This window comes from Phyllobacterium chamaecytisi, from assembly GCF_020164455.1.
GTDB classification, from domain to species: domain Bacteria; phylum Pseudomonadota; class Alphaproteobacteria; order Rhizobiales; family Rhizobiaceae; genus Phyllobacterium; species Phyllobacterium chamaecytisi.
The window spans coordinates 174,422-186,200 of record NZ_JAIQWW010000010.1 but is presented as its reverse complement, the minus strand read 5'-3'; the positions used below and the strand labels follow the sequence as shown (position 1 = coordinate 186,200).

Sequence of the window (11,779 nt, the reverse complement as noted above, 5' to 3'; positions counted from 1 at the left end):
TGCAGACAGGCGCAGCCGTCGGCGCGCTCGGATCAGTGCTTTGAGCCAGCGCACTCGACAAAGTTGAAACAAGCGACATCGTCAAAACGACGGCAGGGCTGAGTTTCCTCATTCAACCTTTCCTTAGCTGCGCGAGCAATCCATATGATAGCATAATTCATCCGGGGCCCTAGAAGAGTGATGACAGGCAAACTTTACGTCCTGTCCACTTGTTCATTGGGGAGATGGTCAACGGAGGAAGAACCGTTCGCTACAGGGAAAACGCACTAGGACCAATTGTTGCGTCTTCGATCATTCTGGCCAGTTCGCCGCTCGCATATGCTTCGTGATCATTGGGAAACAGGCCAGCATCGACGTAGCCGCTGAAGAACTCGAACTCGGCTAGGGTAACCAAAGTTTTTCTTAATACCGATTTTCTCGAAGCCGGAAGATCGACCGCAAGGATGTCGAACGCGGGCATCGGTCTACCAGCTCGGAACGTTCGAAACGGCCGCAAGGAACTAAAAGCTTTGGTTTTGAACCCTTGAGAAGAGACTCAGGAGTTAATAACGAACGGACTATTCCTAGCTGTATCAGTCGGTTAATAGGCCATTGGTGGTCTTTGCTACCTAATTCCGTAAGTTTGCGGCCGGGAGAATCCGGCCGCAAACTTACCGTTAGTCTTAGCTTTGACCACCCTTTCGACCGGCTTCACGCGCACGCTCCGGATCGTCTGCAAAATTTCCACCGCGTTGATGGCGGCTTTCGTCGGTTTCCGCCGACTGCTGGCCGCCGCTGCGGTTTCCGCCGGACTGCTGTCCGCCCTGACGGCCAGCTTCAGCCGCCCGATCGGGATCATTCTCGAAGCTGCCACCGGACTGCTGGCCACCGCTTCTGCCGGCCTCGGCTGCCCGCTGCGGATCGTTCTTGAAATTACCACCAGACTGCTGTCCGCCTTCACTGGCGATTTCCCGCTGTTTGTCATCATCCATCGATGCAAATCCGCGGTCTGAACCGCCACCCTGCTGTTGGCGATTGTTGTTGTTCGGCATAACTTTCCTCCATTGGTTTCAGGTTAACCCCGTTGCCCGCACAAACAGGTTTTTGCCGCAATGGTTCCCTGAATTTTTTGTAATTTTAAAACTGTGCGGTAGATGACAAAACAAGGCTCGTCGCGCTTAAAGTTTGAAAGTCGGACCGTGTCTACCTGCGGCTTGAACAGCGATAATGGCAGCAATGACGGAACAAAAATAGCAAGCGCGCTTTTTCTAGGGATCCACCCCAAATGCAGGAGGCGACCATGCCAAGAGGCGACAAATCAAAATATACCGACAAGCAGGAGCGCAAAGCAGATCACATTGCCGAAGGCTATGAAAAACGCGGCGTCTCCGATTCAGAGGCGGAACGGCGCGCCTGGGCGACGGTCAACAAGGAGAGCGGAGGCGGCAACAAATCAGGGTCAGGACGCGGCAAGATGGATACCCACGAGTCTTCGGAAAAAGGCGGTCGCAAGGGTGGTTCTGCTGCATCCCGCCGATCTGCAGCTCAACGATCGGCTTCGGCAAAAAAAGCGGCAGCGACCCGCAAGCGGAACGCAGAACACGCTGGACACTAGCGTGCCAACTTTGGGTGCTTAGCAAGCGCAATCTATCGGCCTGTCACGCCGGCACTTTAACCGTCCGAAGGACTTGTGCTCGAATGTTGATTCTTCCGCAAGTGAATCTGCTCCTTTTGTTGCTGGGGTTTCAGCCGTGTCTACGACACTAGGAATTCTTCACATATCCGTCAGTCAAACAGCATTTGGTGGCCAGGTGCTCCTTGATTTGGAACGCCGAGCCCGGCATTAAACTCATGACAAATCTATGCACCTACCGCTGCTTGCGTTTGGAGCACGGCGACTCAAACTCTGAACGCATCAAAATGCAGACTACCGCGCCTAATCCTTTTGATTTATTCGTGTTAGCCGGAATATATTTCCGCTTATCGCTAACATATTGTACAAAAAAAAGAATTTTGCTGATTGCCTTGATCCAAAAGGATTATGGACCTACCTTTGTTACAGGTGCAGTGACCGAGCTCCTGGGAACGGGCGGCAGGTACTGCATGTGGAAAACGAGCAGAGGAGCTGACCCGGATGTCCGTAGAAAATCACATCACATCACTGCAAACCAAGCATCAGGAACTGGAACGCGCGGTTTCAGAACTTGAGGCAGCACCTTCCGCCGATACCCTCGAAATCACTCGACTGAAGAAAGAGAAGCTGGCTCTCAAGGAGCAGATTGTCCATCTGAAGGAAACGCTTCACTAGTATTTCCGGACAGAAGTCCCGTGAGAGTCCCGGCCAGTCCGGGACTTTTGCTTTTCTGAGATCGCCGTTAGCCTGTTCACTGTGGAACAAAATTGGATTGACCAATGATCTGGGTACTGACGCTTCGTGCTGGACCAATTCTTTTTCCCTCAGGCGCATGCTGAAACTCGTGTTCAATCTCGGACTGATGGCTGCGATTATGGCTGCAATTCATAGGAACTCGATTGTTGGCGTATTCCCATGCTGAATCCCAGAATATCGGTTCCGACATTCAGACAGCGTCTACCTCGTTAAATATAAGATTGTTGTGAATCCGTGGCTTATCCTTCGTGAAGCAAATCCGGTCTGCCAACCCTGTTGACTCTTGTATCTGAAATAAGAACAAAAGAGGAACAATTAAATCCCATACGCATTGCTGCGTTGAAAGGACCATGCGTGAACGACGTCCGCACCAAGCCCGTCATTGCCGAACTTCGTGATCGCATAGCGCGGCTCGAGGGGGACAGGGCACGCGGTGCCGAGGTGCTGCCGTTCGGCCTCAAGGCAATAGATCGCGTGTTGCCGGGTGGAGGCCTTGCCCTCGGCTGCCTGCACGAGGTGGCTGGCGGTGGCAATGGCGCGATTGACGGTGCTGCTGCGGCATTGTTTGCGGCAGGCATCGCGGCGCGGACCAAAGGCAAGGTCCTTTGGTGCATCACCCGGCAGGACCTGTTTGCTCCGGCAATTGCCCATGTCGGATTGGGAAGCAATCGCGTCATTTATGTAGAGGCTGGGGACGAAAAGGCCGTGCTTGCCTGCTTCGAAGAGGGCCTGCGCCATGGCGGTCTTGGTGCGGTTGTCGCCGAGGTTGCGCGGCTGTCGATGACATCATCCCGTCGGCTGCAACTCGCCGCAGAAGGGTCCGGCACCATTGGCATCGCAGTGCGGCGCTGGCGGCGGCAGACCGAGGCAGCAGACTTTGGCCAGCCGACGGCGTCCGTCACGCGGTGGCGCGTGTCTGCGCTGCCATCATCACCTCTGCCCGTGCCCGGCGTCGGGCGTGCGCGCTGGCAGCTAGAACTGATCCGCTGCCGTGCCGGAGAATCAGCCGATTTCGAAGTGGAGGCCTGCGATGACAAGGGTCGTCTCGCTCTTCCTTCCGACGTGGTCTACGGATCGCCTCAGAAGGAAATTGGGCGACGCCGCGCCTCCGCCTGAGGCTCCGCTCGTTCTCATCGGTCGCGACGCACGCCGCCGGGTGGTGACTGCCGTCAACACAGCCGCCATCCGGGCGGGCTTGCGTGTCGGCATGGCGGCAACCAAGGCCCAGGCCCTGGTCACCGGGCTCATTACCATGGATGCCGATCCAAAAGCCGGTGCTGAAGCGCTTGAACGGATGGCGCTGTGGGCGATGCAGCGTTACGCGCCGATCGTTGCCGCCGACCATCCTGACGGCATCGTTCTTGATACCACAGGCGCTGATCATCTGCGTGGAGGCGAGGAGGCAATGCTCGACGAGATGGTTCAGAGGTTTCGCACTTCAGGTATCGCCGCATGCGCAGCGATCGCCGACACATGGGGTACAGCACACGCGGTTGCGCGTACCTGTGCATCTCCGACACTGATCGTGCCGCCGGGTGCCAACGCAGCAGCCTTGGCGGAGTTGCCGATCAATGCACTGCGTTTGCCTGTTGATACCGTCGAGGCACTGCAGGTCCTGGGTTTTTCCACGATAGGCAAACTTGGCGCAACACCCCGGGCACCACTAGCCTTGCGTTTTGGACCCGAGATCGCGCGTCGGCTGGATCAGGCTTTGGGGCGTGTAGCTGAACCAATCGATCCGATCCGGACACCCGACCTGATCGAGGTGCGGCGCGCCTTTGCCGAACCGATCGGTGCCGCCGAAACCATTGCCCGCTACATCGGCAAACTGGTCGAACAACTCTGCGGTTTGCTGGAAACAAAGGGTCTTGGAGCCAGACGTCTCGATCTGCTGCTGCACCGGGTCGACAATCGTATCGAAGCGGTCCGTGTCGGAACAGCGCTTCCGGTCCGCGATGTGAAGCGTTTGACACGGCTGCTCTGCGACAAGATCGGCACGATCGATCCGGGCTTCGGCATCGAGATCATGAATCTCGTCGCGGCGGTCGCCGAGCCGCTCGGCATGAAGCAGACCATATCCTCGTTGATTGCGGAACCCGAGGCTGATGTTTCGGGATTGGTTGACACGCTCACCAACCGTGTCGGCGAAACACGCATTTATCGCGTTGCTGCCGTTCCGAGTGACGTGCCCGAACGCTCGGTCAAACGCATCGCGGCACTGTCGCCCGAGACTTTGGAGAACTGGCCCGCGGATTGGCCGCGGCCGACGCGGTTGCTGAAATCTCCCGAGCGCATCGAAACCGTTGCGTTACTGCCCGATCATCCTCCCGCCTCGTTCACCTGGCGGGGCATTCGCCACCGCGTCAAACGAGCCGATGGACCAGAAAGAGTGTTCGGTGAGTGGTGGCGCCGCGATGCGGAGATGGTTGCTGTCAGGGACTATTTCATCGTCGAGAACGAGGCGGGCGAACGGTTCTGGATCTATAGGTCAGGCGACGGCGAAGATACCGAGACAGGGTCACATCATTGGTTCATGCACGGATTGTTCGGATGAACGAGCATCGCTACGCAGAATTGCAGGTGACGTCGCACTTCTCGTTTCTGCGGGGAGCCAGTTCCTGCGAGGAATTGTTCGGTCAGGCTGCACTGCTCGGCATCGAGGCATTGGCAATCGTCGATCGCAACAGCCTCGCCGGGATCGTTCGCGCACATCAGGCCGCCAAGGACGCAGGCGTCAGATTGATTGTCGGTTGCCGTCTCGAACTCACGGACGGTATGTCGATCCTGGTTTACCCAACAGACCGACCAGCCTATTCCCGTCTCTGCCGTCTGCTGTCGCTCGGCAAAAAACGCGGCGGCAAGGCCAAGTGTATTCTGGATTGGTCAGATGTTGTTGCCTATGGCGAAGGCTTGATTGCCGTTCTGTTGCCGGAACAGGCGGACGATCTGTGCGCGATTCAGCTGCGCAAGCTCCGGGAGTTCTTCTCCGACAGGGCATACATGGCCCTGACGCTGAGACGACGGCCGAATGATCAGTTGCGGCTGCACGATCTGTCCAATTTGGCGGCACACGCACAGGTTCCGACTGTCGTCACCAATGACGTGCTCTTCCACACTCCCGAACGCCGCATCCTGCAGGACGTCGTTACCTGCATCCGCCACAATGTCAGTATCGACGATGCGGGCTTCCGGCGCGAACGTCATGCGGACCGCTATCTGAAACCGCCGGAAGAAATGGCTCGGCTGTTCGGCCGCTATCCGGAGGCGCTGGCCAGAACGCTCGAGATTGCCCGCCGCTGCCATTTCTCCCTCGACGAACTGGCCTATCAATATCCTGAGGAACGGACGCTGCCGGGACTGTCCGCTCAACAGGCACTGGAGAAAATGACTTGGGAAAGCGCCGCCGAGCGCTATCCGGAAGGATTGCCCGACAAGGTCATCGCAACATTGAAGCACGAGCTAAAGCTGATCGAGACGCTCGAATACGCGCCATACTTCCTGACGGTCAATTCAATTGTCCGCTTCGCCCGCTCACGTGACATCCTTTGCCAGGGCAGGGGTTCGGCCGCCAACAGCGCGGTCTGCTATGTGCTTGGCATCACCTCGATCGATCCGGAACGCAACGATCTTCTGTTCGAACGCTTCGTCTCGGAAGAACGACGCGAGCCGCCCGATATTGACGTCGACTTCGAACACGAGCGCCGTGAGATCGTCATGCAATGGGTATTCGAAACCTATGGCCGCAATCACGCTGCCCTTTGTTCGACCGTCATTCGCTATCGGGCCAAGGGCGCGTTGCGCGATGTCGGCAAGGCGTTGGGATTGCCTGAAGACGTAACGAAGATGCTGTCATCGCAGGTCTGGGGTTGGGGCGAAGACATCGAAGCCAAACATGCCGAGAGCCTCAATTTAAACATGTCCGACAGACGTTTGCGGCTGGCACTTGATCTCGCACATCAGCTGGCGGGAGCGCCGCGTCACCTGTCGCAGCACCCGGGCGGGTTCGTATTGACTCATGACAGGCTAGATGAACTGGTGCCGATCGAGCCGGCAGCCATGCCCGACCGTCAGGTCATCGAATGGGACAAGGACGACATCGATATCTTGAAGTTCATGAAGGTCGACTGCCTGGCGCTCGGCATGCTGTCTTGCATGAAACGCGGCTTCGACCTTCTTGCCGAACACAAGGGCATCAATCTTAATCTGGCAACCATTCCCGCTGAGGACCCGCGCACTTATGCGATGATCCGCAAGGCCGACACGCTCGGCACGTTCCAGATCGAAAGCCGGGCGCAGATGTCGATGCTGCCGCGGATCAAGCCCCGCACCTTCTATGACCTTGTCATCGAAGTCGCCATCGTGCGGCCGGGTCCAATCCAGGGGGACATGGTGCATCCCTATCTGCGACGGCGTGAGGGCAAGGAAGAGGTTGTCTATCCCAAGCCTGAATTGGAAAAGGTTCTTGGCAAGACGCTCGGCGTGCCTCTGTTCCAGGAACAGGCGATGCGAGTTGCCATAGAGTGTGCGGGTTTTACCCCGGGCGAGGCCGATCAGTTGCGAAGGGCAATGGCCACCTTCAAGCACACGGGCGGCGTATCGAAGTTTGGCACCAAGCTCATCGAGGGTATGGTGGCCAACGGCTATGAGCGCGCGTTTGCCGAGCGTACCTTCAAACAGCTTGAAGGGTTCGGTTCCTATGGTTTTCCGGAAAGCCACGCAGCGTCGTTCGCGCTGATAGCCTATGCCTCCTCCTGGCTGAAATGCTGGCATCCCGACGTCTTCTGTGCGGCGCTTCTCAATGCGCAGCCGATGGGGTTCTACGCTCCGGCGCAGATCGTCCGTGATGCCCGCGATCATGGTGTCGAGGTCAGACCCGTCTGCATCAATGCCTCCCGCTGGGACTGCACGCTGGAACCGACAGACGTCGAGGACAGGTTTGCCGTACGCCTTGGCATGCGGATGGTTCGAGGACTCGCCAACAAGGAGGCTGCGAAGATCATCGGCACTCGCAGCGACGAGCCCTTCGTTTCCGTTGATGACCTCTGGCGACGGGCAGGTGTCTCGACGTCCTCTTTGGTGGAACTGGCGGAAGCCGACGCTTTTCAGCCGTTCTTGGGATTGGTGCGGCGCGAAGCACTCTGGGCGATCAAGGCCCTGCGCGATGAACCGCTGCCATTGTTCGCCAGCGCGTCGGCTCGCGCAGCGCAAACAGTGCCGGAACTGCAGGAACCTATCGTCCAGCTTCAGCCCATGAAGGCCGGCAGCGAGGTTGTTGAGGACTATCGCCATGTCGGACTGACCCTGCGCGATCATCCCGTCACCTTCCTGAGGGAGAGCCTGCGTCATCGCCGCATCATATCTTGCGCCGAAGCCATGCAGTCGCGTGATGGACGATGGGTTGAAACGGCGGGTCTGGTTCTGGTTCGACAACGCCCTGGATCGGCCAAGGGCGTTATGTTCATTACAATCGAGGACGAAACGGGCATCGCCAATCTGGTCGTCTGGGTCAAGGTATTCGAAAAATATCGTCACATCGTGTTGTCTGCAGGCATGATGGCCATCAAGGGCAAGATCCAGCGGGAAGGCGATGTCGTCCACCTCGTCGCCAACAGGTTGACGGATCTGTCGTCGGAACTCGCAAGTGTTGGCGATCGGGATGCAGAATTTCCGTTGCCGCATGGACGGGGCGACGAATTCCATCACAGCATTCCTGCAGCCGATCCGCGCTCGGTACCAAAGGGCATGAAGACGCGCGACTTCTTTGATCCCTATGGGCACATTGATACGATCAAAGTGAAGACCCGCGATTTCAAATAGAGGAGGGGATCGCAAGATCATACTTACCCGGCGCAAAGGCTCGATAGGGGATGCGTCGAGCGATAACGATACTATTGAATTGCTATCGGGAGGATTAATCGTGGTAACCGGTACTGTGAAATCGTTCAATGCAACTTAGGCTTTTAGTCCGACGTCCACCCCGGAGACTGAGGCGTAGAATTCTGCCCCGGATCGCCCGATCCCGCCCACTAAAAGTAGAAGATGCTGCTGTTCCGTCTTCGAAAGATAGCTCTCGCCTCGGCTTGCCGTTTCAGCTGCACGATCCTTTGCAAGTCAGTCGATCCCAGCCCGCACCGTCTCAGCGATGAGTGACCCTCCCGGGAGCGGTCGCAGCAGTTCTGCCTCGGGTTTCGTCAAGTAAATCCAGGCGGCCCAGTTTTCAGGGCGAAGCACGACCACTTGGCGATTGTGGTACGCTTCCACGTCCGGTCCCGGCATCGTTGTCAGCATCGTAAAGGCGGCGGGGTGATTGCCTTGTCCCTCGCGCCAGATACCGGCGATGGCAAGAAAGGGTGCATCGTTCAACGTGAACCGATGCTTCGCTTTCGGATATTTCTTGCCCGTGAATTCGAAGAATGCGCTCGCCGGGATAAGGCAACGTTTGCTGTTGGCAAACTGACGGCCCTCCGACCGGAAATTGAACACGGGGCCACCACGCCCGGTTGGTGGGAAACTGAAATTCATTTGCGATAGTGCGATATTGTCTCCGGTAGCGTGCATCACGGGAGCCATATCGTTGATCCTGACGTCATCGGCCCGCGGAAGATCGAGTTCGCTCTGATGCGCAGGAATGCCAAGCTCTAGCTTCTGCATCATGTCGCAGTATTCGGCCCAACGGATATGCTGCTCATAGTCGTTGCACATGGTTGTCAACCAACCTAGCTCAGCTTTGCCGCCATTTCGAGGGGAGGGAATGAATCTAAAGTCGACATAGGCCAGGACAGGTTGGATAACTGGACAGGAATTCTCAAGCTTGGCCGTCTCGCACCAGTTGCGCTTGTTCCGCATCGTCCAATCGATCAAGCAGCCGCTGAAAACGTTTATCGATCGAGTGCAATCGGTATCCGGTGGCCATATGCACCCGGCCGACTAAATTATAGTGACGTTGGTCTTCTCGAAGCTCACCCAATGCAATCAACTTTTTGTATGACCACGATTGCAGTCTCGAAGCGACGCCAAAGGACGCGCAGCTGCAAGGAACTCTACTTAGAGGTGAGCATAGGTTTTCGGACGTTTTTTTCTCTTCGACACCTCCGCCTCTATTTTCTGCCTGTTGCCTTCGTACTTGGCTATCAGTTGCTCGCCCCAGATTAAGGGATTTCACAAGATAATCGACTTCGTACTTCTCGCCAGCGGCGACTCTCGCCCGCTTCGTGGCCCTGATCTCTGTTCAGTTTTTGGTGGCATTCAGGAGTGCACTCTGCATTAGGCTCCAGTCTGCACTGGAGTAGATCAGCTTCCTGAGTTGACGGGGCATAATATCCCTCCCGCACCAGTATTAGGCGGGAGCACATGGCATCTCTCAATCGCCGGGCGCCACTACAAGGTCCAGCGACGTAGACAATAAAAGCTCATTTTGGGAGTGCGTCAATGCCATGTTTGCCAGCGGACGATGTACTTAGAACCGACACCAAGCCTTAGCTTTGCGCCACCGCGTCGGCTTGTCTGTGGCTGTCAGGAGAACGCTCGTTTAATTTCGAAAAGCGCTTTGGCAATTGCAATATCAGCCTGGGAACCGGCGGTCCTAGCCGTTTCATCAACCAACCGATCACCCAGATTGGCCAAAGCAACGGCAACTTCATATCTATCCCAACCAGCCTCCAGCGCTGCTTCCGTCAGAGCTTGAAACTCAGCCTTCAATGCAGCTTCGCATTCGTCGATGCGATCCAAATGATCGACCGACATATGAGGCGATGGAACTTTCATGGAAAAATTCTAGGCTTGCTACGACAATATGCAACGCGACTTTTTGCAGTAAAGGCACCACTTCTGGAGTAGGCATACGGACGCCTGAAAAATCGACGACCAACCAATCAACATAAGACTTGAGATTAACCCAAGGGCGAGACTTTCCATAGCCGAATACGTTAAATGCCTGGCTGCAACGAATGAGGTCATTGCGTCGTTTTAGCCAAGCATAGAAGCTGGCCAACGGGCATGGAGGTGGAACATGTTTCATCCAAACCATAGGGAGCTTGATTTTCTCGGCTATCGTTTCTCTGGACAACTGGCGACGGCTGTCCTCATAGGACTTTTTTGATCTCGGCGATAGGATTGCAAGCCCCGTCTTGTTTATGCGGCTTTACTATTTCCAGTGAAGAATGTCGCTGGGAGGCGGGTTTTCGGCGCCGCGACGGCGGATGCGGCGATAAAGGAATTGATTACCAGGAGCCCAGATGGATATTCGGGATACGCCTTTAGGTGGACAGCCGGATGGCCATGCTTATCGCGGCCAGGATCGGGTGTATTCTCAGTGCACTGACCGAGTTTCCCTCACCTTATTACCCCAATCTGCGGTCAGCCTGCTTGGGAGGAGGAAGAGGCAAGGTACGGTGACGCGTGTGTCTCGTTCTCCTCTCTCTTTCGCGTTTGATGCGTGGCCCGCCACGGCCAATGATCGCACCTGGGGCGGTGTCGGTGCTGGCGGCATCTATAACTGGAATAACGACAAATATCCGCTCTACAGTGAGGTTCCATCAAAACTGCTGACAGTCACAGTCTCAATGGCACCGCGGGGTTCAGGGTGAAGTTCTGAGGCCGAGGGACTCGACCAGCAATGCATTCAAACTTGATGCTCGGTACGCGAGTCAGTGCAAGTGCTTGGGACGGCTTGCTATTATCATGGACATGTCGCGGACTGTGGTTCCCATCGTCTCTGTCCCAAACTTAAACAAATTGATTTCACGTTTTACGGTCATAGCAGCCAGTCTCCCGTAATCTCTTTCGCCTCGCGCAAAAAACATCATCACAGTACGTGCCACCTGTTCTGCGAGAGGACATATTTCGGATCACGGCCAAGAATCTGGCAGGCTCGTTGATGGGCCTTTTTGCAGGATGCGCCATTCATTTTCAGAGGAAATATGATCGATGCTTGAATACAGCATGGAAGCCCCTCCATATGTTTAGGCGGGAGCACGTTCCATCTCTCAATCGCCAGCGCCCTAATGAAGTAGCGACCTGAAGAGTGTCCGCCAACGGACAAAAAGAGTCAATAAAACCCCCAATAATCGAACAGGAACTTGAGCTTGCGAAAAAGGCCGCCAAGGCAGTACCGTCCAAAGTCCGTTTATTGGCGCGACCGATCCTGACCCACGCTGCGCTGTCAGCGGGTAGGATGCAAACACGCGTCAATGATCGATCTGCAGATGCTGGCGAAGGAGCTCGGAAGAAACCACAGCACCATGCACAAAGACCTGGCGCCAGGTTGAAGCGCTCGGCGTGCGGGTCAAAGCAGTTGGGCCTTAGTGCGACGCCGTATTTGAAGGCCGCAGGTTCGATGCGTGCCTCCGCAACCAAGTCGCGAACGTAGGCCCCGGCCACCAAAAGGCCGCTTCATTACTAGAAGGCCATCGC

At 56.3% G+C, this 11,779-nt stretch carries 9 protein-coding genes; 5 read left to right on the top strand and 4 right to left on the bottom strand.

The features are described 5' to 3' along the window. Window positions 1-250: 250 nt before the first annotated feature. Both LB462_RS17125 and LB462_RS31585 read right to left on the bottom strand, forming a co-directional pair. A complete protein-coding gene (locus LB462_RS17125) occupies window positions 251-460 on the bottom strand; it encodes a hypothetical protein (RefSeq protein ID WP_224510529.1) in 210 nt (69 codons plus the stop codon). A 202-nt stretch (window positions 461-662) separates the two neighbouring features. Continuing rightward, complete coding sequence (locus tag LB462_RS31585) at window positions 663-1,031, bottom strand: con-10 family general stress protein (RefSeq protein ID WP_370637202.1); 369 nt, start codon at window positions 1,029-1,031, stop codon at window positions 663-665. A 248-nt stretch (window positions 1,032-1,279) separates the two neighbouring features. Between LB462_RS31585 and LB462_RS17110 the strand changes: the two genes are divergently transcribed. The 5 genes from LB462_RS17110 (at window position 1,280) to LB462_RS17090 (ending at window position 8,185) form a co-directional block, all read left to right on the top strand. Continuing rightward, entirely contained in the window at window positions 1,280-1,594 is a 315-nt protein-coding gene (locus LB462_RS17110; RefSeq protein ID WP_224510526.1) for a plasmid stabilization protein, read from the top strand. A 519-nt stretch (window positions 1,595-2,113) separates the two neighbouring features. Continuing rightward, entirely contained in the window at window positions 2,114-2,287 is a 174-nt protein-coding gene (locus LB462_RS17105) for a YdcH family protein (RefSeq protein ID WP_112526863.1), read from the top strand. 435 nt (window positions 2,288-2,722) lie between these two features. After that, on the top strand, window positions 2,723-3,484 hold the full coding sequence (locus LB462_RS17100) for an ImuA family protein (RefSeq protein ID WP_224510524.1): 762 nt from the start codon (window positions 2,723-2,725) through the stop codon (window positions 3,482-3,484). After that, window positions 3,399-4,922, top strand: a complete 1,524-nt coding sequence (locus LB462_RS17095; protein ID WP_224510522.1) for a DUF6504 family protein — start codon at window positions 3,399-3,401, stop codon at window positions 4,920-4,922. Before LB462_RS17100 ends, LB462_RS17095 begins: the two co-directional genes overlap by 86 nt. Beyond that, a complete protein-coding gene (locus LB462_RS17090) occupies window positions 4,919-8,185 on the top strand; it encodes an error-prone DNA polymerase (protein ID WP_224510519.1) in 3,267 nt (1,088 codons plus the stop codon). Before LB462_RS17095 ends, LB462_RS17090 begins: the two co-directional genes overlap by 4 nt. Window positions 8,186-8,479: 294 nt before the next feature. Here the strand turns inward: LB462_RS17090 and LB462_RS17085 are convergent, their stop codons facing one another. Continuing rightward, window positions 8,480-9,070, bottom strand: coding sequence for an SOS response-associated peptidase family protein (locus LB462_RS17085; RefSeq protein WP_224510517.1), 591 nt, complete (start codon window positions 9,068-9,070; stop codon window positions 8,480-8,482). Between the two features lie 810 nt (window positions 9,071-9,880). Next, window positions 9,881-10,096, bottom strand: coding sequence for a hypothetical protein (locus LB462_RS17080; RefSeq protein ID WP_224510515.1), 216 nt, complete (start codon window positions 10,094-10,096; stop codon window positions 9,881-9,883). Window positions 10,097-11,779: the final 1,683 nt, after the last annotated feature.

Excerpts from the sequence above, each read along its gene's own strand:
- LB462_RS17125 (WP_224510529.1), bottom strand. The coding sequence starts at position 460 with ATGCCCGCGTTCGACATCCTTGCGGTCGATCTTCCGGCTTCGAGAAAA.
- LB462_RS17105 (WP_112526863.1), top strand. The coding sequence starts at position 2,114 with ATGTCCGTAGAAAATCACATCACATCACTGCAAACCAAGCATCAGGAA.
- LB462_RS17085 (WP_224510517.1), bottom strand. The coding sequence starts at position 9,070 with ATGTGCAACGACTATGAGCAGCATATCCGTTGGGCCGAATACTGCGAC.
- LB462_RS31585 (WP_370637202.1), bottom strand. The coding sequence starts at position 1,031 with ATGCCGAACAACAACAATCGCCAACAGCAGGGTGGCGGTTCAGACCGC.
- LB462_RS17095 (WP_224510522.1), top strand. The coding sequence starts at position 3,399 with ATGACAAGGGTCGTCTCGCTCTTCCTTCCGACGTGGTCTACGGATCGC.
- LB462_RS17110 (WP_224510526.1), top strand. The coding sequence starts at position 1,280 with ATGCCAAGAGGCGACAAATCAAAATATACCGACAAGCAGGAGCGCAAA.
- LB462_RS17090 (WP_224510519.1), top strand. The coding sequence starts at position 4,919 with ATGAACGAGCATCGCTACGCAGAATTGCAGGTGACGTCGCACTTCTCG.